The sequence below is a fragment of the Aerococcus viridans genome (assembly GCF_001543285.1).
GTDB lineage: Bacteria > Bacillota > Bacilli > Lactobacillales > Aerococcaceae > Aerococcus > Aerococcus viridans.
In genome coordinates this window covers 1875808-1900241 of record NZ_CP014164.1, presented here as the reverse complement: position 1 = coordinate 1900241, position 24434 = coordinate 1875808, and the positions used below count along the sequence as shown (strand labels likewise).

Sequence of the window (24434 nt, the reverse complement as noted above, 5' to 3'; positions counted from 1 at the left end):
GTATAGCTAAAAAAAATAAGGTTATACTTAGTGGATTATAATTTTTAGAAACTGACTCGCAATGCACTGATTTTTACCGACTACGTATGAGTTATTTTATGAGATTTCTAACAGCTATTCGCCGACTTGTCTATCCCCATCTCGGTCATCCATGTACGGATACAACCAATGATCACTATAAATGGGCATAGCGTACCCTGCATTTTTTGCTTCTTGGATCGTGACTTGGCCATTGCCGTTCGTATCTACAGCAGATACATCTCCTCCAGCAGTCTCGGTGGGTGCAGCGAATGTTGCTATTCCGGAACTGCCAGAAGGTGAGCTATCTTCTCTTGTTAGCCCTTGTGCTGCGTTGTATTCATCTGGGTTAATATTTTGGAATTCATCTACTACTTGGTACCCATTAATCGTATACGTGTATTTATAAGAACTTGGAACCTGTGTAGTTGTATCTGGATAGGTAATGATAGCCTCAAAATTAGTAGCCCCACCTGCTTGCACAATGTTTCGTTCCATATAAGCCTGATCCCCGTGACGGTTCAGCACACTGTCTTGTGGAGTAATATTATAGGCATTGGACACACCTCCTAAGGAGTCGGCGATGACGTGCCCTTGATCAAGATTTGAATTCTCAGTACCCGAAACGTTTGCTTCGTCATCGTAATAGCGTCCGTTGGAATTAACCGGTTCAGTGGTATCATCTTGCAAAATGATTTCTGCTGCAACAACCCGAACCAATTGTCCAAATTCATTTGTGTAGGCCTAATATTCCCTGTCACCAAAACCGATATCAACGACTACATTTGCTGCACGATATCCTGATAATTCCCCTCCATATACTTCGATTAATGCATAGCCATCAAAAGATACCGACTCTGAATATACTTCTTCATTTTCTTTACTTTCTTTCGTATCGGTAACCACAGAAGCCACCTCAACGCTAGATTTGATAGAACTGGACGCCCTTATTTCTTCTGTTACTGCTTCGGTTGCACGGTACACTTGGCTACGAGACACCGGTTGGTTACCGTAACCAGAAATTGGCGCAGCGAATCCTTGATAATGAGCTCGGATGTGCGAACGCTAGCGAGGCAGTCTAACTTTAACTGTTAGCTCCTGCCGAAGATCGTCACATCCGAGGAGGCTCATTGTCAAGGACAATCGGAATAGCATACGGAAAGAAGTTCTGCACCTTATAAAATTTGTCAAAAAAACTGTTGCCATTTCAACATAAAAACTTCCACTAATATTAAAAGGAGTAAACTTAATTTTAAGATTAAGTGACTCCTTTTTATTATGCAAACAGGGGTATGTTTGTGGGAACTGGTCAATTAGAGTAAGGCTGTTAGGTTGGATAGGGAAATTATCAAACTTATGAAGAAAGTAGTCAGCGCGTGAGTACAGGTGCACTTACCATTACTTTTAGCGCTTTTATATAAGCTTGAATTCATAGCCTACATTGATCGTTTTGAACATGTAAGCTTATGTTTGTTTTATATTCCTTATGTGACTTTAGCAGTTATGACGGTATCGGTAATCGTTGTTTACCTAGTTGAATTTCTTTTATCCTAAATTAGAAGACTCAGTATGTAAGCTTTTCGCTGACTTACTGAGTCTTTTGCTTTATTTAAAAATAGTGACTAAAGCTTGAATAGCTTGGTCAATTTCATCAAGCGCTAGCCCAGCATAACCTAAAATGTAACTTTGGTCGAACTGGTTATTTAATTTAGCGTAGTGGTTGACCGGTTGCAAGCGGATCTTATTTTCAGCTAGCCTAGCTTGAATCACGTCAGCCGGTGGAATCTCACCCTCAATGTTAATAATAAAGAAAAGTCCAGCCCCTGCTTCCTTAATGGTTAGGGGGAGTTGGCTTTGGTGAAGCGCTGCTAGAACCGCTTTTTCCTTACGACGATAATTAGTCCGCAGGCTATTAATGTATTTAGGAAAATGGTTAGAATTGAGAAAATCAGTCATTAAATATTGCTCAAAGCTGGAAATACCAGTGGTTTTTAAATGAGCTTGATGGAATTTTTTCATTAATTGATCGGGTAAAACTAAATAAGACATCTTAAAAATTGACCCCATACTTTGACGAAAGGCCCCTAATAAAATGACGCGCTCTTGGTCGTCCAGACTAGTCAAAGCAGGAACAGGACGGCCCTTGAGGCGGAACTCATTATAGTAGTCATTTTCAATAATATAACGGTTTTCTGCCTGATAGGCCCATTTTAATAAACGCTGACGTCGACGCATCCCCATGATAATGCCAGTGGGAAACTGATGGCTGGGCGTAGTAATCACGATGTTGGCTGATGTAGTCTCCAAATCTTTAACTGAGAAACCATATTTATCAATCGGAATTCGAATCGTCTTTTGTTGATAGTTTGTAAAGATATCTAAATTTTTATAATAGCCAGGATCTTCTAAGGCATAGATTGAATCGTCTAATAAGGCAAATAGCGTCTGTAAGCTAGCCGTATGACCGCCTGTAATGATGATATTGTCAGCTGAAGTCATCACTCCCCGGTATTTACGTAAATAATTAGCAATAGCCAAGCGTAAAGGGAGCGCACCCAAGTCTTCTTTTAAATTACAATTAACCATGCTTTTTGCTAGAGCGTCGGGTGCATACTGCAATAATTGTTTGGGTTTTAAAGTAGTCATATCACGGTTGGCAAAGTGAAAATCATAAGTATATTGGCTGGCTTCACTTATTTTAGCATGCTCATGTTTTTGTGGCTTTGTCTCAATTTCCTCAGAGGGCAACATATCAATTGCAAGTAAATCCACAAAATAACCAGATCTTTCCCTCGAAACTATATAACCTTCATCAGTCAGTTGGTCATAAGCGTTAATGACCGTATTAAGACTGACTTTTAAATGATCTGCCAAGGCCCGCCGTGAGGGTAATTGGTCACCACTTTTTAAATGTCCTTGGGCAATTTGCCGGATGACTTCATCAACTATTTGTAAGTAGAGGTGTTGGTCTTCGTTAAAGTTCACCGTAATCATGATTTCTTTCCCCTCGTATTATTCATTTTATCCATTATACATAAAAAAACTATCTGGACCCATAAAAATATCCATTTTTGCATCTTAAGAAACATCCAAAAGACTGTTAAAGTGAAGACAATATTTATAAAGGAGCAATCAAAATGAAACGATCAATTGAAGAAGTACATAAACAACTAGCTGGTGGCGTAATCATGGACGTAGTAAATGTGGAACAAGCTAAAATTGCTGAAGCGGCTGGTGCCGTAGCAATCATGGCTTTAGAAAGAGTTCCTGCAGACATTCGAGCTGCTGGTGGTGTTAGTCGAATGAGTGACCCTCAAATGATAAAAGAAATTCAAGAAGCGGTTTCTATACCAGTTATGGCGAAAGTAAGAATTGGTCACTTTGTCGAAGCTCAAATCTTAGAAAGTTTACAAATTGACTATATTGATGAGTCAGAAGTCTTATCAGTAGCTGACCATGTTTATCATATTGATAAACACCAATTTGAAGCACCTTTTGTTTGTGGCGCTAGAGATTTAGGTGAAGCTTTACGCCGTATTCAAGAAGGGGCTAAAATGATTCGTACTAAAGGTGAAGCAGGAACGGGGGATGTCAGTCAAGCGGTTACCCACTTAAGAAAAATCCATGAACAAATCCGCTATGTGGCTTCGTTACAAGATGATGAGCTCTTTAATCAAGCTAAGGAATTAGGCGTCTCTTATGATTTATTAAAGCAAGTCCATGATACTGGTAAATTACCTGTGTTGAACTTTTCAGCTGGCGGGGTGGCAACACCTGCTGATGCGGCTTTAATGGTGCAATTAGGTGCTGAAGGCGTTTTTGTTGGTTCAGGTATTTTCAAATCAGGTAATCCAGAAAAACGTGCTAAAGCCATAGTTGAAGCAGTAGCCAATTACAAAGATGCTGCCAAATTAGTCGAAGTTTCAACTGATTTAGGCGAAGCGATAGTAGGTATTAATGAAGACGAAATTAAAGTTATCATGTCTAACCGTTAATCATTAAAAACAAGGGTTTCAAAAGTCAGTGGGCTTGTTCTACTGACTTTTTTTTATTTTATCCTAGGCCGTCTTGAAGCTCTTCTTCCGAGGGGGATTGTGGAGTTACTTAATGCCACTCTGCTGTATCTAAATATAAACGCTCAATAAAAGCAAAAAGGTTCATTAAAAATTTTTATTTTGATCGCAACATAAACCTCCTTACTTGGTTTCATCATGATCTTAATTTTTTTTTCAGCGCATAACACTTTGGCCTCATAGTCATAAAATCACTGTGGAGAACGAAAGAGAAACAATTATTAAAGATGATGTTAATGCTAAAATAGTAAGGAATAAAGTTTACGTTAATGAACTATTAAAAGAAATCAGTAGAGTGAGCTTTTCACAAAGTTATTTTATTGAATCGATAACATAGGATATTAAAACCACACTTTAATCAATCAATCAATAGCTTAATCACATCCCACGTGGAGTGTGTATTGTTGGTGACAAGGTAGAAAATTTAATTAAAGGGGGGTGCGAGGATCAATAATTCAATCAACACAACCCTAGAGGTGGTTTTGAAGTATGTGAGAACATATCGATTTACTCATAGTTGTATTGACGGAAAAGATACTGAAGATTAAGCTGGGTTGATAGAAATGTTGTAATCACATTAGGAGGGAAAACTATGATTTGGATGATTCCTGTTTGTTCCAATTGCCATGCTATGCTACATCGTGAAATTGATGGAGAACGATATTCATGGCAAGAACTTAGAGATAAACTAAAGAAATGAGTGGACATATTCCTACATAGTAGAAAAACATCATGTATATGTTTTCACAAAAAATCTAATACTAAAAAAGGTGGTATGACGGTCATTTTATCGCCTCAAGCTGAAAAGTTATAATTAAGATAAGCCTCCACCACTTTTAGGTTAAGTTCTTCAGAGTATGAATTATTATATTTTCTAGATTGTAAGGCTGCTAAACCATACTCTCGATATTTATTCACATATTGGTAGAATATGGTGTTATGCGTCGATAACCCATACTTTTCTACCAGAGTTGGAAAACTTATGCCATCTTCAATAAACATTAGAATATATTTTTCTGGTCATAAATAAACTCCCCCTAAAGTAGCCTTATTTTATTAAGTGTCTACTTTAGGGGGAGCATATCACAAGTGTCTATCTGGTCTCATATTTATATTAACAAATTGTTAAACTTTTCACAAATTCATTGTAAATCCACCAGCTTTGCGATAAAATTAATTTATAAGAAAAGGAGAGTGTTTTCATGAGAGAGAAATTTTTAGCAAAAGATTATGTTAATAATGACTATAAAGATATCGTATTCAATCGTCGTTCATACCGTCGATTTGACCCTAGTCAAAATATCAGTCGTGATGAAATCGTCGAAATGTTAGATGAAGCGACAATTACCCCATCCGCATGTAACTTACAATCATGGCACTTTGTCGTCGTTGATAATGAAGAAGCTCGTAACAAAGTCAAAGCAGTCACGATGCCGTTTAACTATCCCCAATTAGAAACAGCACCAGTTACAATCTTTATATTAGGCGATACTCACTCACATAAAGTTTATCGCGAAGTTTGGACCAAAGTGTATGAAGAGGGCAGAATTACCAAAGAAAAATTAGACGCCATCTTCAATTCATTTTTACCAATGTATGAGAAAGCTGATCGCGACTTTTTAATTAAAGATGCTACCTTAGACAGTTCAATGTTAGCAATGCAATTATTATTGGTTGCTAGAGCACACGGATATGAAGCGAATGCATGGGCAGGCTATAATTCAAAAGACTTAGTTGCAACTTTAAACCTTGATAATGAGCGTTTCGTGCCTATCATGGCAATTTCAATTGGTAAACCAGGCGAAGAACCAACTGAATCAACACGTTATGATGTGAATTCTAAAATTAACTTTCTAGCATAAAAATTTGAGACCATTAGAAGCAGGAGAGAGTGCTTCTAATGGTTTTTTAATTCAAATAGTCAATTCCTGAATAATTCATATAGCCCGTTCAATCGCTGGCCAATCCTGGCGGATGTTTAGAACAATCCTAGAGGCAAAGTGCGAAATGTACGATAAGACATTTGTGGCTATTAATCCGTACAAGACAACCCAAAAATGTTCTAATTGCGGGTATGATAGCGGTAAAAAAGCGTTAAATATACGTCATTGGACTTGTACGAAGTGTAATATGCATCACGATAGAGATATCAACGCAGCTAAAAATATATTAAATATTGGCCTGGAACAGGCCTTAGTTAAATAGCTTAGACCGCTGTTTTGCTTTGAAATAAGTGGAACAAATCATGAGTGTTCCTAGAAACACGCGATTTTAATGGCGTTGTAGTTCATCATGTGGAAGATAGCTAGGATATGCCATATGTCAAATGAATGATGACAGTTTTGAAACGTCGAACTAGCGTCGCGTAACAGTATCATCATTTTTACTTCATAATTGAATGTCTAAATAAGTCGCATAAAAATTTGCTTATCTTAATTTAAATGTCGAATTTCATCACGATTTGAAATCTATCCATACATTTGGTAAAATACGCATACAATTAAAGAACACAACTTATTCAGAGCAAGTGGAGGGATTTGGCCCTATGAAGCTTCAGCAACCTACCTTTGGCAAGGTGCTAATTCCAACTCGAAAGAGATAGATGAGTCTAACCAAGTTATTGGCACGACGAGTCGCGTTGTGCTTTTTTTATTGAATAAAATAACTAGGAGTGTGTTGAATGTTTAATGATGAATGCGTGAGTTTTAGTGAATTTGTAGGTGGGATTAGTGCCTTAGGTTTTATGCCGTATTTTCGTTTCTACAGAAGTAAGAAAGGGGATCCTAAAGAACATGATCATATTGCTGTGATCTGTCGCAATGAGCCTTGTTCAGGTGCACATATTGCTAGAGTTTGTATGTGTTGTATAGGAAAAGTCCATGTCAACGATTATGATGGATTTAAGGAGGCAATAAGCCCTGAAACTTACGATCAATTAGTCAATTTGATTACTAATTTTTCCTATACAGATGTGGACTATAAAGCAATACGGTAGTCAAAAGAAAAACTACGCTTTTAGTAGTTGATTAAATGATGACGTAGATTAACCACAAGACAATATATATGATAGATGGGTGCTTAATAAAAGGCTGTCCCTATTTGTGGTTGGATCTTTGACTTGATGCCAAAATTCAGGTAAACAGAAACGATTTTTCGATTTGAAGGTATTCATATTCAAAAAGAGCCCCTACTAGTCGCCGCTAAGGCTAACTAGTAGGGGCTCTTTAGATTTTTAGGATAAAAAGCTGTCTTATTGAATGATATGAAATTATTGAAGTAATTCTTTAAAGGCGTCCACAAGCGGTGTTAAAGGCTTGCCTAATACCTTTTCAAAGTCATCTGATTGTACATCCAATACACCATTTTTGATGTCTCCTTGAATCGCTAGGAAGAAGCCTGCTACTGGTTTTGGTAATTGATTGTCAGTTAGATTTTTAACGAATGCTTCGTCGTTAGTTTCTAGAGGGGCAATTTCTTTACCGGATTCAGTGACACTTAGCCAACTAACTGAAGAAGAACCAGGTGAAGGTGGCATTAAACCTGAAACAATCCGTTTATCCTTTAGACTCGAAGGTGTTAGTAATATCATAACAGAGCTAGACTAAGTATCAGCCGTAATTGAATGCGTGAGTATAAGTTTCGAAGAGACTACCTATAAGCAAAAATTCTGTTGATGATGGTATAAAACGAATATTTAAAAAGTTATGCGCTTTATATTTATTAATATAGTGAATGATGCTGAACAAAAGCTTTAAGATGAAAAAACAATTAAATATAAAAGGTTGACTTATCATCAAAATGACATTATTATATATCTAAATTGATATATGCAATACGCGATGATGAGATAAGTATTTTATGACACTTGCTGAGAGAGCCTATGTGTGGTGGAAGTAGGTCAAGGAGATTAGAAGAAAATGGTCTTGGAGCATAATAGTTTAAGCCAAAAATAGGTGAGGATTATTCGGAAACCTCCGTTACAGGGAAAGAGTGCGACGATTTTTTAACGTACTCTGTGAGTTTATATTAGCGATAATATACTAAATTAAGGTGGTACCATGAAGTAGCTTTCATCCTTTGCATAAGCAAGGGATGGAAGCTTTTTTGATGAAAAAATGACAAAATCGGGAGGAATTTATTATGACAAAAGACTATAAAATTGAGACACAAGCCATTCATGCTGCCCAAACGATTGATGAAACAGGGTCACGCGCTGTCCCTCTACACCAAACAACAGCTTATGTTTTTGATGATGTAGCGCAAGGCGCTAATCGTTTTGCCTTAGCAGAAGGTGGCAATATTTATACGCGAATCACGAATCCTACTCAGGGTGTCTTTGAAGGTAGAGTGGCTGCTTTAGAAGGTGGTTCAGCTGGTTTGGCTGTCGCTTCGGGTATGGCCGCTATTACTTATGCTATTCAAGTTTTAGCTAAAGCAGGAGACCATATTGTAGCGACAGCTAACCTATATGGGGGAAGTCACAACTTATTTGAACATACATTCAAGGACTTCGGTATCGATGTGACGATAGTAGATACGAGTGATTTAGCGAATGTGGACAAAGCTATTCAAGACAATACCAAGGCTGTATTTGTAGAAACAATCGGCAATCCAGCTGGAAATATTGAAGATATTAGTGGCTTAGCCGAAGTAGCACATAAACATGGTATACCATTAATCGTTGATAATACTTTTGCAACACCTTATCTAGCACGTCCTATTGAATATGGTGCAGATGTCGTTGTCCATTCAGCAACTAAATTTATTGGCGGTCACGGTACCTCAATCGGTGGGGTAATTGTAGAAAGTGGACAGTTTGACTGGCAACAAAATGATAAGTTCCCAGGCTTAAGTCAAGCTGATCCAACTTATAATGATCTTATTTTCGCAGATGCCTTTGGCCCTGCAGCATATACTACAAAAATTCGTGCGACGCTATTACGAGATACTGGGGCTTCAATTTCACCTTTCAATGCTTGGTTATTAGTTCAAGGCTTAGAATCATTACATGTACGTATGGATCGTCATGTTGAAAATGCAGAAAAGGTCGCTACATTCTTAGCGCAACACGATAAAGTAGAATGGGTTGATTATGCGGGACTAGAAAGTAGCCCATATTATAGCTTAAAAGAAAAATACTTACCTAAAGGGGCAGGTTCAATCTTTACCTTTGGCGTTAAAGGTGGCTATGAAGGTGGGGTTAAATTCATTGAAAATCTAGAATTATTCTCTCTATTAGCGAATGTTGGAGATGCTAAATCATTAGTGGTTCACCCAGCTTCAATGACCCATAGTCAGCTAACTGAAGAAGAACTAGCTGAAGGTGGTATTAAACCTGAAACAATCCGTTTATCTATCGGAATTGAAAATGTGGTTGATATCATAGCTGACTTAGATAAAGCATTAGCTGCGATTTAACGACCTAGTAATAGATAGATTGATGTAGGAACAATTTTATATGTTATGCAGGCTATAATTGAATAGATTATAGCCTTTTCTATCCCCAAAAATAGTATTCGCAGTTGTTTGTATAGTTGGGATTATGACGGGTGATATCAGTATAGTTACCGCGACTGGCTTTGCATTGCTTTCCTATTAGCCTTTTTCGATGATTTTCTGATAAAATGGGTTAAGCAAATGGTTGCGACTATAAAAAAATCGCTACCTGTAAAAGGAGCCCATCATGAACGAAGGTAATAAAAGAAGTCATATTCAAATTGGTAGCCAGGTAAAAGTTGTTCAAAAACAGGACCAACGATCTGGAAAATTAACTGAGGGTATTGTGGGTAAAATTCTGACTAACTCTCAAAACCATCCACATGGAATTTAAGTCATGCTAGAAGATGGTACTGTCGGTCGAGTAAAGGAAATATTATAATTGAAATAAAACTTTCAAATAATTAGGAAGCTAGGTATCTACAACCTTAGTGGATAACTAGCTTTTTTATTGTTGCTTCAATTAATTTATAATTTGTTGCTTGATTTGGAAGAAATAGTATATATCACATTTAAGTTAATTGATAGCTGAAAGCTAAATTCGCGCTGTAGTATTATTTGGCTAAATTTATGACTATTATTTTTATTGATGTATGAAGCGAGAAAAGTCTTGTGAAGTTATAATAAGGAGAAAAGTTATGGTCAAAAGTTTAAATAATGAAAAAGAACTGAATAGGATGCTCAATATAAGTAGTTTTAGAAACCTTTCCAAGGATTAAATTATGAATTTTGTTTCTGAGATACCTAAAATGGGTAAAGAAATTGCAATGAACTTTTGATATGAATAATTAAGATATAATTATTTTACTAGCTTTTTTTAATGTTTCGTTAATAAAACACTTGACTTCTTTTTACCTGTCCCGTTATACTCTAGTTAATCGAATAACAACTTTAAACCAATGAAGTGGAGATAACGGTGTAACGTGCAGTTACAGGGAGTGGGGATTACTGAGAGCCTCGCACAACGCAGTGCATCAAATGGACCACGGAGGGCGCAGTTAAAGGAAGTGTATTTGGAGATAAACTTCTGATTATTCTGCGACGTGACGCATACGTCAGTTGCGAGGGATATGTTAGTATCCTGCAGAGCGTACAGGCGTAGTGTCTGTAAATTCAAGGTGGTACCGCGGATGTTTTTAGAGCACCCGTCCTTGACTTGTATAAGTCATGGATGGGTGCTTTTTTTGTTGTTTTCGCCCCAATCGTCATGACTAGCCGTAATTTTATGATTTCAATAATAAATTAAAAGGAGCGTACTACAATGATTAGACCAAGTTTAGAAGAGGCGAGACAGTTAGGGAAAGACCATACGATTATCCCAATTGCTTTAGAGATTTTTTCCGATGTAGCAACCTCAATCGAAGTGCTGAGAACGATCAGCAAACAATCTGACCACTTTTACCTACTAGAGAGTGTGGTGAATAAGGATAACTGGAGTCGTTATTCTTTTCTTGGCTATAAACCGAACTTGTCGATCTACTCAATAGACGGTCAAGTAACCGTGCAAGAGGGTAAGCATGAAGAAAGCTTCCAAGCAGATGATCCACTAGCATCCTTGAACGATATCCTTGACCGTTGTAAGAGTCCAAGTATTGATTATTTACCGCCTTTTACAGGAGGTTTGGTTGGTTACTTGTCTTATGACTGCATCAAATATACGGAACCATCTCTACAGTTAACGAAAAATAACCCAGAAAATTTCCGGGACTACCATTTCATGTTGATGGATAAAGTCATTGCCTTTGACCACTTCCGCCAAAAGATTGTCTTAATCGTCAATATTGAAACCGACAAATTAGAAGAAAACTACATCCAAGGGGCTACAGACCTGAAGGATATGGAGCAGATGATTATGCGTCCAGACCCTGTTATCGAGGAGGACTTGACCCAAGACGTGGGCGACTTTGAGGCTTTGTTTAGCCAAGAAGATTACGAGCGTATCGTAGAGAAAATCCAACACCATATTGTGGAGGGTGACATCTTCCAAGCGGTGGTATCCAACCGGTTTAAGGCCCCATTTGCCGGGTCATTACTCCAAACTTATCGCCTGCTTCGAACGATTAATCCGTCTCCTTACATGGTCTACATGCATTTCGATGACTTAGAAATTGCGTGTGCATCACCGGAGACACTGGTCTCTGTTCGTAACGGGGTCGCTTCATCCTTTCCATTAGCCGGTACTGTACCGCGCGGGGCAACGGATGCGGAAGATAGGGCATTAGTTGAAGGCCTCTTGCAAAATAAAAAAGAGTTGGCTGAACATGACATGCTTGTTGACTTAGCCCGTAACGATATCGGAAAGGTCGCTGAATTCGGTACGCTAGAAGTCAGTGAATATAGAGCCATCAAGCAGTTTTCACACGTCAGCCACATTTCATCCAAGGTAACGGCCAAAGTCAGACCAGACGCGACTTGTTTAGATGTCTTAAAGTCGGCACTACCAGCGGGTACTTTATCTGGTGCCCCTAAGATTCGGGCCTGCCAATTGATTGATGAAATTGAAGATACCAAACGGGGGCCATATGGCGGTGCTTTAGGCTATATCGACTTTGCCGGCAACATGGACATGTGTATCGGCATCCGGATGGCTGTCTTGAAGAATGACCAAGTCTTTGTCCAATCTGGTGCTGGAATTGTGGCAGATTCAGCCCCTGAAAAAGAATACTTAGAAACGAAGAACAAGGCCAAAGCCATGATGACAGCATTAGGACACGAGGAGGCATAACCATGATTTTACTGATTGATAACTACGACAGCTTTACTTACAATCTCTACCAATTGATCGGCAAGAATACGGATGAAGCTATCCAAGTTGTGCGAAATGACCAAGTCACCATCGAAGAAATTATTGATTTAAATCCCTCACATATTGTTATCTCTCCTGGGCCAGGACGACCGGAGGATGCAGGCGTCACAGTGGCTGTCACCAAAGAATTGGCTGACCATTTTCCAATTTTAGGGGTTTGTCTAGGTCTTCAAGCGATGTGTCTAGCTTACGGGGCGGATATTATTCATGCCCAGCCAGCTGTCCACGGGAAACAGTCCACCATTCATGTGGCGAGTGGGAGTGAGATTTTTAGAGGGTTACCGCCAGTTGTGCCAGTAGCCCGCTACCATTCGCTGATTGCGGACCGACAAAGTATGCCGGATGAGCTACTAGTGATTGCCGAATCGGACAAGGGTGAGGTGATGGCTGTCCGTCACCGTAAACACCCAATGTTTGGTGTCCAGTTCCATCCCGAGTCGATACTAACACCTTCCGGCGAAACGATGATTCAGAATTTTCTTAAAGTAGGAGGAAATACACATGATTAACAAGGCGATTAATGAATTATTCTTAGGCAATGATTTATCTAAAGAAACGGCAGGCCAAGTCATGAACCAGATGATGGAAGGGGAAGCGACTGACAGTCAAATGGGTGCTTACCTTGCGGCTTTGCGGATGAAGGGTGAAACCATTGACGAAATTACTGCTTCAGCTGAAGTCATGCGTGATAAAGGCCTTAAATTATCCGCAAAAAAAGACGTCCTTGATATTGTTGGGACGGGTGGGGATGAGCTAAATTCCTTCAACATTTCAACCATCTCTGCCTTTGTCGTTGCGGCTGCTGGTGTTGCGGTAGCCAAACATGGTAACCGGTCAGTATCGAGTAAATGTGGGTCAGCGGATGTATTGGAAGCCTTGGGCGCAAATATTTTCCTAACGGCGGACCAAAGTGCACAAATCTTAGAGGAAACAGACTTCTGCTTTATGATCGCCCAAACTTACCACTCAGCCATGAAACATGTGGCGCCTGTCCGTAAACAATTAGGAGCCCGTACCATGTTCAATATTTTAGGTCCCTTAGCCAATCCAGCGGGTGCAAGCAAACAATTATTGGGTGTATACGACGAGAAATTAGTGGAACCACTTGCTCAAGTATTAAACCAATTGAATGTGAAGCGGGCGATGGTGGTTCACGGTCATGACGGCTTGGACGAAATTACAATTACTGATACCACGACTATTTGTGAAGTCAATGATGGTAAGGTGACTAGCTACTTTATTACCCCAGAACAATTCGGCCTTGAACGCGGTCAATTGAGCGAGTTAATCGGCGGTGGTCCAGAAGAGAATGCTCAGATCGCTTTAGATATCTTAAACGGTGAACAAGGTGCCCGCCGCAATATCGTTGTCATGAATGCGGCTTGCTGCCTGTACATGGGTAAAGATGAACTGTCTTTACGCGACTGTGTCCGTCTAGCTGAAGATATGCTTGATTCAGGTAAGGCTAAAGCCAAATTAGACGAATTTATTGCCGCAACAAACCGTATTGGTCAGGAGGTCACTGCATGAGTATCTTAGATGAGATCGTCCTCGCTCGGGGGAAAAGGGTAGCCGAAGACAAGTTGAAAACACCTTTGGAAGACTTGTTAGCGACTTTACCAGACCGTCATTTGCCACCTTTTGCTTTTGAACAAGCTTTGAAAGAAAGGGACATGTCCTTTATATGCGAAGTCAAGAAAGCCTCGCCATCAAAGGGTTTAATCGCCAAAGATTTTCCTTATGTGGACATTGCCAAAGATTACCAAGCGGCTGGGGCGACGGCCTTGTCGGTTTTAACGGAAGAAGATTATTTCGAGGGGCGTAACCAATACTTACGGGAAATTAGCCAAGCAGTGACTATTCCCATTTTGCGAAAAGATTTTATAATCGACCCTTACCAAATCTACCAAGCCCGGGCAATCGGGGCGGACGCTATACTATTGATTTGTGCAATCTTAAGTCCAGACCAGTTGGCCGCATACATTACTTTAGCAGATGAATTGGGCTTGTCGTTTTTAGTGGAAGCCCATGACGCGGATGAAGTTGCCATGGCTATTGAAGCGGGCAGCCGGATTATCGGGGTCAACAACCGGAATTTACATAACTTTGAAGTGGACTTCCAAAATTCGATTCGCTTGAGAAATCTGACGCCAGATGACACGATTTTTGTGGCTGAGAGTGGGATTAAGACAGCAGCGGATATCAAATTATTACATGACAACCGAGTGGACGCGGTTTTAATCGGTGAATCTATGATGTTGGCTGACGATAAACAAGCGAAATTAAGTGAACTTAAAGGGGCTTTGTAATGGTTAAAGTGAAAATTTGTGGCTTGAGACGGCCGGAAGATATTGAGGCAGCAAATGCGGCTAAACCAGATTTCGTGGGTTTTATCTTTGTGGAAGGGACTAAGCGGTATGTGGCGCCTGACTTAGCAGCAAAATTTAGACGTGATTTAGCGGCAGATATTCAAACGGTGGGTGTCTTTGTGAATGCCCCAATTGAAGCAATCGTAGCCATTTGTCAGGCGGGGACTATTGATTTAATCCAGTTACATGGTGAAGAAGACCAGGCCTATATTGAACAGTTGAAGGGTCAAGTTGACCAAGACATTATCAAATCGGTTGCGGTTGGAGATGAATTGGTGGTGGCTCCAAGTCAAGCGGACTATTTATTATTCGACAGCTTGAGTCCTAGTCGCGGTGGTTCAGGGAAAGTATTTGACTGGCAAATGGTGTCAGCATACCAAGATAAGCCCTTCTTCCTGGCTGGAGGTCTAGGGGTTGATAATATTGAAGAGGCCTTAAAAGTGGTTCGGCCTTATGCGGTAGACGCGTCGTCGTCACTTGAAACAGATGGGGTCAAAGATCCAGTGAAAATGCAGGAATTCGTAGCGAAAATACGGGAGGTAACACATGACTAATGGTAGATTTGGCGACTTTGGTGGCCAGTATATTCCAGAAACCTTGATGGCGGAAGTGCAACGGGTGGAGGAAGCCTACAATTTTTATAAAAATGATCCAGACTTTCAGAAAGAATTGACTGCTTTATTAAATGATTATGCGGGTCGTCCGTCGCGTTTGTATTATGCAGAGAATATGACGGCTGATTTAGGTGGGGCCAAGGTCTATCTAAAAAGAGAAGACTTGAACCATACCGGGTCGCACAAAATTAATAACGTCCTAGGGCAAGCCTTGTTGGCGAAAAAAATGGGGAAAACCCGCTTAATTGCAGAAACTGGGGCTGGTCAGCACGGGGTGGCGACAGCGACAGCGGCGGCCTTGTTGAAGATGGAATGTGAAATTTTTATGGGGCAAGAAGATACAGACCGCCAAGCTTTAAATGTCTTTCGGATGGAATTATTGGGGGCTAAGGTGAACAGTGTGGCTAAGGGGACCAAAACCTTGAAGGATGCGGTGAATGAAACCATGCGTGAATGGAGTAACCGGGTGGAAGATACGCATTATGTTCTAGGTTCTGTCATGGGGCCTCATCCATATCCAACTATGGTGAGGGACTTCCAAAGTGTGATTTCTCGTGAAATTAAAGATGAATTCCAGAAAAATCACGGGCAATTGCCGGATGCGGTCATTGCTTGTGTGGGTGGCGGGTCTAATGCGATTGGGACTTTCTACCACTTTATTGAAGATGAAGGAGTTCGGTTAATTGGATGTGAGGCCGCTGGAAAAGGGATTCATACCACTCAACACGCAGCGACTATGGCTAAGGGGACGGCAGGTATTTTCCACGGCATGAAGAGTTTATTCTGCCAAGATGAATATGGTCAAATCGCCCCAGTTTATTCCATTTCAGCGGGTCTTGACTACCCAGGGATTGGGCCAGAACATGCTCGATTAAATGAAGTTGGCCGTGCAGAATATGTGCCAGTAACAGATGATGAAGCGGTGGCGGCTTTTGAATACCTATCTAAAATAGAAGGGATTATTCCAGCGATTGAATCTGCCCATGCTGTTGCTTACGCCCAAAAATTGGCGCCAACACTGTCACCAGACCAAAGCATCGTGATTTGTTTATCAGGACGTGGGGACAAGGATGTGGCAGCCATTGCCCGTTATAAAGGAGAAGAGATTTATGAGTAAAATAGCTGAAGCATTCCAAAATAAAAAAGCCTTTATCTCCTATTTGATGGCAGGCGATCCCAACCTGGACCAATCAGCTGAAAATATCCTAGCCGCCCAAGAAGCAGGGGCTGACCTGATTGAAATCGGGATTCCTTTCTCAGATCCAATCGCTGAAGGGCCAGTTGTCGAAAATGCGAGTGTCCGGGCCTTATCAGCAGGGGTGCGCTTGAATAACGTCTTTGATATGGTAGCTTCATTGCAGGATCAAATCCATGTGCCATTAGTTTTTATGACCTATTTAAACCCGGTTTTTGTGTATGGTTATGACAAGTTTTTCGCTAAATGTCAGGAAATTGGTGTTTCTGGTATTATCCTTCCTGACTTGCCTTTTGAGGAAGATAATGAGGTGAAAGTTGTTGCGAATCAATACGGGATTGAAGTCATTACTTTAATTGCACCGACCTCTAAAGACCGGATTAAAGATGTTGCCAAAAAGGCTCAAGGCTTTATCTATCTAGTGTCATCTATGGGGGTAACGGGCGTGCGGTCTAATATCACAACGGATATTTCTGCCATGGTGGCGGAAATACGTGCTGTTTCAGATATACCAGTAGCCGTTGGATTTGGGATTAATACACCAAGCCAAGTGAAAGATATCTCAGCCAAAGCAGATGGCGTCATTGTAGGTAGCGGCATTGTGCGTCTAGTTGAAGCCCACGGAAATGATGCCAAGTCTTACATTTATGACTACGTTCATGAGATGCAAGCAGCCCTACGGTAGCATGCTCTAGGAAATATTGGTAAAAGTGGATGCTTTTGAAGAAAATACCGTTACTCCACCATGAACAATGCAAGTAGGCTAGAGCCATCTTCCCACTCTAAAAAGAGAGCATATATACAATTTTTTCACGAGCAGGTAACCTTATTACACTACATTTATACGTATCCTGAAGCACACGAAATGGGTATTTCAATAGGCGTGAAAGCAAAATAAAAAGGCGTTACCCTAGCGACTGATATGCTCCCCCTAAAGTAGACACTTAAAAAAGAAAAATTACTTTAGGGGGATTTTTATGCGTTCAAACAGTAAACATACAACTGAAGAAATCGAAAGATATATTTTGATGTATCTGAATGAAGGAATCAGTTTCAAAGAATTAAAAGAAGCCTATGGTTTATTAATTAATTGGACGTCCTTTTGGGATAAAGTCTTAAGATACCAAGAGCATGGAATTAGTGGGATTCAAGTTAAATCTAAGTACAATAAATATAGCAAAGAATTTAAGGACTTAGTCGTGAAAGAATATTTAGAAGATAGATTACCTATAGGTCAGCTAGCTGTTAAATATAATATCCCAAAAGTTGATACTGTCAGGAGCTGGATAAACAAGTATACTAAAGGGGAAGAAATGAGGAGCTATTCTCCAAAATCCGAGGTGTATACGATGACAGATAAAAAATCAACACAAGAAGAAAAAATCAAAATAGTCCAAGACTGCCTAGCTAATAGTTTATCTTATAAAAAAACTGCTGAGAAGTATCAGGTGTCCTACAATAACGTGTATTCATGGGTTCAAAAATATAAGAAGCATGGTCCTGACGGACTAGTAGATGGACGAGGTCGCGGCAAACCAAACTCTGTTCAAACGGAAGAAGAAAGAATCCGGGCTGAAAATGCAGCTTTAAGAGCACGAAATGAGTATCTAGAAACGGAGAACGTAGCGTTAAAAAAGTTAGAAGAAGTGGAAAGAGAGTTGATGTCACGCAAACGAGGTATGAAGCGGAATACCAAACGATCAAGAAACTACAAAAAGAAGGATACAAAGTAATCCATCTCTGTGATGCTTTGGGTGTGAGCAGAGCGGGTTATTATAAGTGGTTGAAACGCAAGCCGACTGCGTCGGAAAAACGGCTTCGAAAGCTTGTTGAATTAATCCTTCAAGTCTATGAAAAGCATAAAGGTATTTATGGCTATCGTCGAATAACTATCTATCTGAACTACTTCATGAACGCTAAAGTAAACCATAAGTGTGTCTATCGTTTGATGAAATTACTGAACTTGAAAGCTGTTATCCGTCGGAAACGATATCGTTACAAGCCCCACAATCCTGCACATATCGCCGATAATGTCCTCAATAGAGAATTCCGAAAGGACTATCAATCGATGGAAGTCTTATTAACCGATGTGACTGAATTTAAGTATGGAGAGAACGCCAAAGCTTATCTTAGTGCCATATTGGATTATGGCGAAAATAAGATCGTAGCCTTTAAACTATCGAAACGTAATGATAATGCCTTAGTTCGTGATACAGTTCGCCAAATTGAAGACAAGATTATATCAACCCAAACGCTTATTCATAGCGATCGGGGATATCAATACACGTCATACGACTTTAATAATTTTGTGAAGAAACATCAACTCACCCACAGTATGTCTCGTGTGGGGAAATGCATTGATAACGGTCCAATGGAGAACTTTTGGGGAATTATTAAAGAAGAAATGTATCGGCTGAAGACTTATGTGAGCTTTGAAGAATTAGAGAATGATATTAAACAATATATTGGGTTTTATAACACTCAACGGGTGACGTTAAAAATGGGCTTAAGCATTCCGGCATAAAAAAAGCCATGGATGAAAAGTATCATACATGGCACAAAAATTTTGTTTATTTACCTGTCTACTTGACAGGGGGCAGTTCAGACTAAACTAGGGTAACGCCTTTTAAAATGCTAAGAAGTTTATTTTTTACGTTTAACTTCGATACGATAACCATCTGGGTCAGTCACGAAGAAGTATGAAGGTGTGCCTCCTGAAAGACCTTTTAAGTCGCCAGTTTCATAAGCAGATGCTTTACAAATTTCATGCATAGCTTCTAAATCATCAACAGTTACACCTAAATGGCTAAAGCCGTCGCCAATTGTGTATGGATCTGCATCATAGTTGTAAGTTAACTCGATTTGGACATTTGAACCTGGTGAGTTTAAGTAGATTAAATCAAATTTATTCTCCGGAAACTCTCTGCGGCTAGCTACCTCAAAATCAAATAGATTTGTATAGAAGTCTAAAGTCGCATCAATATTTCTCACACGTAAACAAATTTCAACAAGTACTTGGCTCATTCTAAATACCTCCGCTATTTTTGATTAATTTCATCATAACATAGATGAGAAATACAGTCGCATGATATGGATTGACTAGTGAGACTGTAAGAAAGAAGAGGTCGCAAAAAAGAAAAGTCTGTTGAGGAGATGATTGGCTACAGAGGACAAGCGTTTAATCTAGTCTATGACTTCAAATTCAGACTTATTAATAATAGTACCATCTCCAACATCGATTCCATCATCGGTAAAGGTTCTTTTAGCTAACTTAGCAATCCCTGTTGAGGTAAATAAGTCGATTCCACCGCCAACTACAGCTCCAGCAACCGGCACAGCTTTTCCTAGGTTGATAGCACCTTTAGTTCCAAATTTAGTAACCAATCTGAAGCCAACAGCTTGATTAATTTTGGTCAATGTTTCCCCTGGTATTTTTTTGATAACTCCCGTCATCATTTTATTGCTAATAATAATTCCGGTTTTCTTAGTTACATCAGCAACAGAGCTGCCTGCTAAAGTCGCATAAATGAATGTTTTTACTTGATCACTATTCAGATCATACCCACGGATGAGTGCGATAGCTGCTATCATTCTCATTTGCACTAATAAAACAGAAGCGACATTCGCAGGAACTGTTACTGGCATAGTAATAATTCCACCAAAACCTGTTATAATTCCAGACGTAGTAGCTTTTGTTTTTTGTGCAGATATTAGTTTATTAATGACACTTGAAATAGATGCTATAGACATTTGATAAGTTATCAAAACTAACCTTAAAATTAATAGTAGTAGAGGTGTACGGACTTTGATTGTCTTTATCTTTACCAACTTCAAAGCTCAACGAATTGTAGCTAATGTCAATGTTAGGAATGCATCGTCAAGTTGCTTATGTGAAAGCGCAGAGAAGTATATTTTGTTCAAGGGTTTTGGATTAAGGGTAAGTGGACTGATTCTTATATCTATGGCATTTGAATTTAATATTGATGAAGGGTGAAAAAGTCCTTAACGAAGCACTAACAATAATAGAACAATAGCTATCAAATCAAAAATGACCACTAACTCGAGGTTCGAGCTAGTGGTCATTTCCTTTTAACTACATATTCAACCTATAAGTAGCGTTCAATAACTGGTTTTAATCGGATACTGATTGGAATAGCGATCAAGACCCCTACACCAGATTGTAGAATGTTAGTGAATAAGCCAGCAATCGCTGCAGCAGCCGTACCATATAAGATCCAACTAGCAATCGCATAACCGACAATCATCACAACTGCGGATAAAACTAAGTATAATACTTTTTCTTTACGGCCTTTATCTTTGGCTAAACCAGCAATATATCCCTGCGCTCCGTGGATAACTGCTGAGAAGATAATCCACTGTGCATAGCCTGAAAGTAAGTCAATTAAACCACCACTCATAGCACCGACAACTAATCCGCCTATTGGCCCAAAAACCAGTGAAGCTGTGACGATACCTACATCGGCAAATGTGAAGAATCCATTCGATGCAGGAACAGGAATAATGATAAATAAAGAAATGGCTACCACTAATGCCGCCGTTACAGCATAAAATGCATATTGCTTTTTCATAAAATTTTCCTCCCTAACCATAGAAAAATAAAAATATCCATTAAATGAAATTTTTATTAGATAATATATACCTTTTTAATCCAATCTTTATCATACCATTTGATGAAAAATAAAGAAAGATATATAAAACGTTTTCATTTTTATCGAAGAAGAAAAGAATAATGCTTATAACTGGATTAAATTTGTTCTATAAAAGATTAATTATTATCGATTGCCTATCATAACCTATTCAATCACTCAAAAAGCCCAAGAACACTATAAAATGTCAAAGGTCCTTATAAAGAAAAACTTATTGCTGTAGCTATGTTGGAAATACGTAGTAACTTTATTACTACTATAAAGAGATGCATTTACCACTAATATTGAAAAACGAAATATGTACTAGTGGTTAGGTAGGTAAAAAGTTGATGTTCTAAGTTTTAGAACCTTTTGAGTTTGGAAAGGGGATCAGTTATAGCAATATAAAACTAGATAAATTAGGGAAAGTTAATTCGGTATGCTATGGTGGGGCCACTATGTTTGAAAAGGGGTAGAGGCAATGGTATTCGCCAAGACTTCAAAAGCGGCGTCAAGATTATCTGACCAGGTTCGGCGGAACGCAATGGAACGGACCTATTTGGCGGTGGTCAATGAGAAACCGAAACAGGCTAGCAGCCGCCTTGTGAATTACCTGTACAAAAACCGACAAAAGAATAAAGTGTCAATTGTTTCAGAGCACCATAAAGAAGGAAAAAAGGCCGTCCTAGATTATAGTGTGATCGCATCTAGAGACGGACTCAGTCTACTTAGCGTAAAGTTACAGACCGGCCGTCCACATCAAATTCGAGTTCAACTGGCAGGAATTGGTACGTCTATTTGGGGAGATCAAAAATATGGTGCACAATACAGTAAAGTGGGCCAACAAATTGCTTTATGGGCTAATAGTTTAACCATTTCCCATCCTGTTCAAAAGACCCCAATCTCTGTAGCATCACCTTTGCCAGAAGCTTATCCTTGGAATATTTGGTAAAAATAACGAAAAAAAGCATTGCCCAAAATTTCAGGCAATGCTTTTTTAATCGGCTTTCAATAACCAGAATGGAAGTGGTGGGCCATTTCCCCCATCTTTATTTAATCCGATACTAGAACCTTAACTTAATCTTAAAACTAATCTTTATGACGCAATTCTTTATGGATTTTCCGCAGGGCTTTTTTCGACCCGCGTTCAATGTCGTGGTTGCGTTTACGGGTAGCGTAATCTACAAATAGGTTGTCTAAATTGTAACCATCTGGGTATAAGTCGCTGGCTTTTTGGTCTAATTGTAGACGGCGGATGTGGATATCCACATATTCACCGTCAACATAAACTGTTACTTGATGGTATTTATCCACCTGTGAATAAATTAAAGCAGATTGGCTAGTTTCAAGTAGGGTCACTCGATCACCTTTTTGGTAGTCAGTGAAAAGATCGTCTCCTGGTTTATCGGCTTTGGCTTTTCTGACTTTGTTGTCTTTGACCAGGTCAAATTGGTAGTTTTTATCAATTAGGTAGCCTTCTGCTCGCTGCAAGATATGGTCAGGAACGGCCATTTTCCGGGAAATCCACATGGCATTGCTGGCGCCGGCTTGACCCATCAATAATTTATAGGTAGGTTCTAGACTTTCATTCTGGAACTGCATGGCGGCATTCATAAAATCTGGATGCTGGTCTGAAAAGTCCTTGATTTCACCGTAATGGGTGGTGGCAACGGTAATCGCACCTTTCAGGTAAAACGCTTCTAAAATGGCAATCGCTAGGGCGGCACCTTCATTGGGTTCAGTCCCACTGCCGATTTCATCAAAAAGGAGCAAGGTATTGTTGTTGGCCACGCGCAAAATATCCGATAAATTCTTCATATGCGATGAGAATGTGGATAAGGCATTTTCAAGACTTTGGTTGTCCCCAATATCGACGAAAGTCTGGTCAAAAACGGCTACTTCCGTTTTAGGGTCAGCGGCGATATGACAGCCAGACATGGTAGCGAGGGTCACTAACCCGACCGTTTTTAAGACGATGGTCTTCCCACCGGCATTTGGTCCGGTAATGACCAAGCTTCGGTAGTCGTCTCCAATGGTGAAATTCAAAGGTACGACTGGCTCCGTTAATAGGGGGTGCTTGGCATCTACCAGGTTGATGTAACCATAATCGTTTGTTGACGGGGCAATGCCATCAATTTGACGACTGTATTTCCCTTTGGCGAAGATCATGTCGTACTGAGCAATTAACTCAATATTGACCCTAATCAGCTGGGTGTTTTCAAGGATTAGTCCGGTTAAACCAGCTAAAATCTGGTATTCAAGCATGGCTTCCTCGGCACGCAAGGCATCTAGCTCGGCGGATAATTTGCTGACCACGTTAGGCTCAACAAAAATTGTTGTGCCCTTTTGTGACATTTCAATCACTGTTCCTTGAACTTGATTTTTGTAGGAAGCTTTGATGGGAATGGTGTAGTGGTCGTTCTTGTAGGCCACGACGAATTCCTGGATGTAGGACTTATTGCTAGCACTGGTCAGAAATTTGTTTAGGCGATCCTTAATTTTCTCTTCGATTGTTTGTATATGGTGGCGAGCCCGTTTCAAATCACGATTAGCCTCGTTATCTACCTGATTATTTCTAATGGCAAAATGAATTTCCTCCTCAATCTGGCGGAGGTCGGTCATTGATTGGGCGTACTGGGCAAGGGTTGGGGCGATAAAGGCGTGCTTGTCCATAAAGCCGGCAATCCGACGACACCCCCGCAAGAATTCAGCTACCGCGAAAAGTTCGCTGGCGGTCAGGACAATCCCCTTGTCTAACTTGGTCAGGGTATGGTCTAGGTTAGTGACCCCCATAAAGGGGACGGATGACCCGGTATCAATAACGGCGCGGGCTTCTGATGTTTCCTTTAGCCGTAATTGGACCACGTCAAGATTGGTAGACGGGCTTAATTTGTCGATTAATTGACCACCAAGTTCGCTGACACAGTAAGAACGGACCATGGCTTTAAAGGCCTCGTATTGTAATTTTTCATAGGTATTTTGATTCATGTATATTTCTCCTCATCAATAGGCAATTTTACTTAGGGCGAATTGAAGGGAACCTCCCAGTATTTCAATGATATGTGGGTATAAAAAGAAGCCACGGGCACACCGTAGCTTCAAATCAAGAGGGATAGGGAAATAGACCTAGTTCATCTAGGGGCATTCCAATATCCAGCATGTTTGTAAAGTGAGGTAGGCACCTTCTAAGTTAGAAATAAAACCACGTTGAAAAGCG

The 24434-nt window shown here is 39.9% G+C and carries 22 protein-coding genes, 2 pseudogenes, 1 riboswitch and 1 other annotated feature; of the genes and pseudogenes, 16 read left to right on the top strand and 8 right to left on the bottom strand.

The window, feature by feature from the left end:
• Positions 1-114: 114 nt before the first annotated feature.
• The 3 genes from AWM76_RS08995 to pdxR form a co-directional block, all read right to left on the bottom strand.
• Complete coding sequence (locus AWM76_RS08995) at positions 115-738, bottom strand: DNA/RNA non-specific endonuclease (protein ID WP_003143583.1); 624 nt, start codon at positions 736-738, stop codon at positions 115-117.
• Positions 739-762: 24 nt separating this feature from the next.
• Positions 763-1002: a hypothetical protein gene (locus AWM76_RS11040; RefSeq protein WP_003143582.1), complete on the bottom strand. Its 240-nt coding sequence runs from the start codon at positions 1000-1002 to the stop codon at positions 763-765.
• A gap of 621 nt (positions 1003-1623) precedes the next feature.
• The gene (gene pdxR, locus AWM76_RS08990) at positions 1624-3012 is read right to left on the bottom strand and encodes a MocR-like pyridoxine biosynthesis transcription factor PdxR (RefSeq protein WP_003143581.1); all 1389 of its coding nucleotides are present in this window, start codon (positions 3010-3012) and stop codon (positions 1624-1626) included.
• A gap of 143 nt (positions 3013-3155) precedes the next feature.
• On the opposite strand from pdxR, the gene pdxS reads away from it, so the two are divergent.
• From pdxS to AWM76_RS08965, 4 genes and pseudogenes are all read left to right on the top strand, one after another.
• Positions 3156-4013 (top strand): pyridoxal 5'-phosphate synthase lyase subunit PdxS, encoded by an 858-nt coding sequence (pdxS, locus tag AWM76_RS08985; RefSeq protein WP_003143580.1) that lies wholly within the window; start codon positions 3156-3158, stop codon positions 4011-4013.
• A gap of 1280 nt (positions 4014-5293) precedes the next feature.
• Entirely contained in the window at positions 5294-5953 is a 660-nt protein-coding gene (locus tag AWM76_RS08975) for a nitroreductase family protein (RefSeq protein WP_003143577.1), read from the top strand.
• A 76-nt stretch (positions 5954-6029) separates the two neighbouring features.
• Positions 6030-6296 (top strand): annotated as a pseudogene (locus AWM76_RS08970) (RNA-guided endonuclease InsQ/TnpB family protein); the annotation flags it as partial.
• Between the two features lie 306 nt (positions 6297-6602).
• A riboswitch (SAM riboswitch) is annotated at positions 6603-6700 on the top strand.
• A gap of 71 nt (positions 6701-6771) precedes the next feature.
• The gene (locus tag AWM76_RS08965; RefSeq protein WP_003141532.1) at positions 6772-7086 is read left to right on the top strand and encodes a hypothetical protein; all 315 of its coding nucleotides are present in this window, start codon (positions 6772-6774) and stop codon (positions 7084-7086) included.
• Positions 7087-7359: 273 nt separating this feature from the next.
• On the opposite strand, the gene AWM76_RS08960 is transcribed toward AWM76_RS08965, so the two are convergent.
• The gene (locus tag AWM76_RS08960; RefSeq protein ID WP_003141534.1) at positions 7360-7680 is read right to left on the bottom strand and encodes a Rossmann-fold NAD(P)-binding domain-containing protein; all 321 of its coding nucleotides are present in this window, start codon (positions 7678-7680) and stop codon (positions 7360-7362) included.
• A 241-nt stretch (positions 7681-7921) separates the two neighbouring features.
• Positions 7922-8172 (top strand) — a binding site (T-box leader).
• Between the two features lie 59 nt (positions 8173-8231).
• On the opposite strand from AWM76_RS08960, the gene AWM76_RS08955 reads away from it, so the two are divergent.
• The 11 genes and pseudogenes from AWM76_RS08955 to AWM76_RS08910 all read left to right on the top strand — a co-directional run.
• Complete coding sequence (locus AWM76_RS08955) at positions 8232-9509, top strand: O-acetylhomoserine aminocarboxypropyltransferase/cysteine synthase family protein (protein WP_003141536.1); 1278 nt, start codon at positions 8232-8234, stop codon at positions 9507-9509.
• Between the two features lie 265 nt (positions 9510-9774).
• The gene (locus tag AWM76_RS10610; protein WP_003141538.1) at positions 9775-9921 is read left to right on the top strand and encodes a YwbE family protein; all 147 of its coding nucleotides are present in this window, start codon (positions 9775-9777) and stop codon (positions 9919-9921) included.
• Between the two features lie 927 nt (positions 9922-10848).
• Complete coding sequence (locus tag AWM76_RS08950) at positions 10849-12312, top strand: anthranilate synthase component I family protein (protein ID WP_003141541.1); 1464 nt, start codon at positions 10849-10851, stop codon at positions 12310-12312.
• A gap of 2 nt (positions 12313-12314) precedes the next feature.
• On the top strand, positions 12315-12902 hold the full coding sequence (locus AWM76_RS08945; protein WP_003141543.1) for an anthranilate synthase component II: 588 nt from the start codon (positions 12315-12317) through the stop codon (positions 12900-12902).
• Positions 12895-13923, top strand: a complete 1029-nt coding sequence (gene trpD, locus AWM76_RS08940; RefSeq protein WP_003141545.1) for an anthranilate phosphoribosyltransferase — start codon at positions 12895-12897, stop codon at positions 13921-13923. The genes AWM76_RS08945 and trpD overlap by 8 nt, the downstream gene beginning before the upstream one ends.
• Positions 13920-14702, top strand: coding sequence for an indole-3-glycerol phosphate synthase TrpC (gene trpC, locus AWM76_RS08935; protein ID WP_003141546.1), 783 nt, complete (start codon positions 13920-13922; stop codon positions 14700-14702). The genes trpD and trpC overlap by 4 nt, the downstream gene beginning before the upstream one ends.
• Positions 14702-15316 carry a phosphoribosylanthranilate isomerase gene (locus tag AWM76_RS08930; RefSeq protein ID WP_003141548.1) on the top strand — a complete coding sequence of 205 codons (615 nt, stop codon included), beginning with the start codon at positions 14702-14704 and terminating at the stop codon, positions 15314-15316. Before trpC ends, AWM76_RS08930 begins: the two co-directional genes overlap by 1 nt.
• Positions 15309-16493, top strand: coding sequence for a tryptophan synthase subunit beta (gene trpB, locus AWM76_RS08925; protein ID WP_003141549.1), 1185 nt, complete (start codon positions 15309-15311; stop codon positions 16491-16493). The genes AWM76_RS08930 and trpB overlap by 8 nt, the downstream gene beginning before the upstream one ends.
• Positions 16486-17256, top strand: a complete 771-nt coding sequence (gene trpA, locus AWM76_RS08920) for a tryptophan synthase subunit alpha (RefSeq protein WP_003141550.1) — start codon at positions 16486-16488, stop codon at positions 17254-17256. Before trpB ends, trpA begins: the two co-directional genes overlap by 8 nt.
• A 292-nt stretch (positions 17257-17548) precedes the next feature.
• Positions 17549-18304, top strand: a complete 756-nt coding sequence (locus tag AWM76_RS11155) for a helix-turn-helix domain-containing protein (RefSeq protein WP_003143816.1) — start codon at positions 17549-17551, stop codon at positions 18302-18304.
• A pseudogene (locus tag AWM76_RS08910) lies at positions 18262-19095 on the top strand (IS3 family transposase); the annotation flags it as partial. The gene AWM76_RS11155 and the pseudogene AWM76_RS08910, both read left to right, overlap by 43 nt.
• A 119-nt stretch (positions 19096-19214) precedes the next feature.
• On the opposite strand, the gene gloA reads toward AWM76_RS08910, so the two are convergent.
• From gloA to AWM76_RS08890, 3 genes are all read right to left on the bottom strand, one after another.
• Positions 19215-19595 carry a lactoylglutathione lyase gene (gene gloA / locus AWM76_RS08905; protein ID WP_003141139.1) on the bottom strand — a complete coding sequence of 127 codons (381 nt, stop codon included), beginning with the start codon at positions 19593-19595 and terminating at the stop codon, positions 19215-19217.
• A 159-nt stretch (positions 19596-19754) separates the two neighbouring features.
• Positions 19755-20321, bottom strand: a complete 567-nt coding sequence (locus AWM76_RS08900; protein ID WP_003141141.1) for an EcsC family protein — start codon at positions 20319-20321, stop codon at positions 19755-19757.
• Between the two features lie 356 nt (positions 20322-20677).
• Positions 20678-21181, bottom strand: a complete 504-nt coding sequence (locus AWM76_RS08890) for an ECF transporter S component (RefSeq protein ID WP_003141143.1) — start codon at positions 21179-21181, stop codon at positions 20678-20680.
• A 517-nt stretch (positions 21182-21698) separates the two neighbouring features.
• On the opposite strand from AWM76_RS08890, the gene AWM76_RS08885 reads away from it, so the two are divergent.
• Positions 21699-22169, top strand: a complete 471-nt coding sequence (locus AWM76_RS08885; RefSeq protein ID WP_003141146.1) for an RluA family pseudouridine synthase — start codon at positions 21699-21701, stop codon at positions 22167-22169.
• A 137-nt stretch (positions 22170-22306) separates the two neighbouring features.
• Here the strand turns inward: AWM76_RS08885 and AWM76_RS08880 are convergent, their stop codons facing one another.
• Complete coding sequence (locus tag AWM76_RS08880) at positions 22307-24205, bottom strand: endonuclease MutS2 (RefSeq protein WP_003141148.1); 1899 nt, start codon at positions 24203-24205, stop codon at positions 22307-22309.
• Positions 24206-24434 lie beyond the last annotated feature (229 nt).

Bases quoted from the DNA above. Each gene is read 5' to 3' on its own strand.
- pdxR (WP_003143581.1), bottom strand. From the start codon at position 3,012: ATGATTACGGTGAACTTTAACGAAGACCAACACCTCTACTTACAAATA.
- pdxS (WP_003143580.1), top strand. From the start codon at position 3,156: ATGAAACGATCAATTGAAGAAGTACATAAACAACTAGCTGGTGGCGTA.
- AWM76_RS08975 (WP_003143577.1), top strand. From the start codon at position 5,294: ATGAGAGAGAAATTTTTAGCAAAAGATTATGTTAATAATGACTATAAA.
- AWM76_RS08965 (WP_003141532.1), top strand. From the start codon at position 6,772: ATGTTTAATGATGAATGCGTGAGTTTTAGTGAATTTGTAGGTGGGATT.
- AWM76_RS08960 (WP_003141534.1), bottom strand. From the start codon at position 7,680: ATGATATTACTAACACCTTCGAGTCTAAAGGATAAACGGATTGTTTCA.
- AWM76_RS08955 (WP_003141536.1), top strand. From the start codon at position 8,232: ATGACAAAAGACTATAAAATTGAGACACAAGCCATTCATGCTGCCCAA.
- AWM76_RS10610 (WP_003141538.1), top strand. From the start codon at position 9,775: ATGAACGAAGGTAATAAAAGAAGTCATATTCAAATTGGTAGCCAGGTA.
- AWM76_RS08950 (WP_003141541.1), top strand. From the start codon at position 10,849: ATGATTAGACCAAGTTTAGAAGAGGCGAGACAGTTAGGGAAAGACCAT.
- AWM76_RS08945 (WP_003141543.1), top strand. From the start codon at position 12,315: ATGATTTTACTGATTGATAACTACGACAGCTTTACTTACAATCTCTAC.
- trpD (WP_003141545.1), top strand. From the start codon at position 12,895: ATGATTAACAAGGCGATTAATGAATTATTCTTAGGCAATGATTTATCT.
- trpC (WP_003141546.1), top strand. From the start codon at position 13,920: ATGAGTATCTTAGATGAGATCGTCCTCGCTCGGGGGAAAAGGGTAGCC.
- AWM76_RS08930 (WP_003141548.1), top strand. From the start codon at position 14,702: ATGGTTAAAGTGAAAATTTGTGGCTTGAGACGGCCGGAAGATATTGAG.
- trpB (WP_003141549.1), top strand. From the start codon at position 15,309: ATGACTAATGGTAGATTTGGCGACTTTGGTGGCCAGTATATTCCAGAA.
- trpA (WP_003141550.1), top strand. From the start codon at position 16,486: ATGAGTAAAATAGCTGAAGCATTCCAAAATAAAAAAGCCTTTATCTCC.
- AWM76_RS11155 (WP_003143816.1), top strand. From the start codon at position 17,549: ATGCGTTCAAACAGTAAACATACAACTGAAGAAATCGAAAGATATATT.
- gloA (WP_003141139.1), bottom strand. From the start codon at position 19,595: ATGAGCCAAGTACTTGTTGAAATTTGTTTACGTGTGAGAAATATTGAT.
- AWM76_RS08900 (WP_003141141.1), bottom strand. From the start codon at position 20,321: ATGTCTATAGCATCTATTTCAAGTGTCATTAATAAACTAATATCTGCA.
- AWM76_RS08890 (WP_003141143.1), bottom strand. From the start codon at position 21,181: ATGGTTAGGGAGGAAAATTTTATGAAAAAGCAATATGCATTTTATGCT.
- AWM76_RS08885 (WP_003141146.1), top strand. From the start codon at position 21,699: ATGGTATTCGCCAAGACTTCAAAAGCGGCGTCAAGATTATCTGACCAG.
- AWM76_RS08880 (WP_003141148.1), bottom strand. From the start codon at position 24,205: ATGAATCAAAATACCTATGAAAAATTACAATACGAGGCCTTTAAAGCC.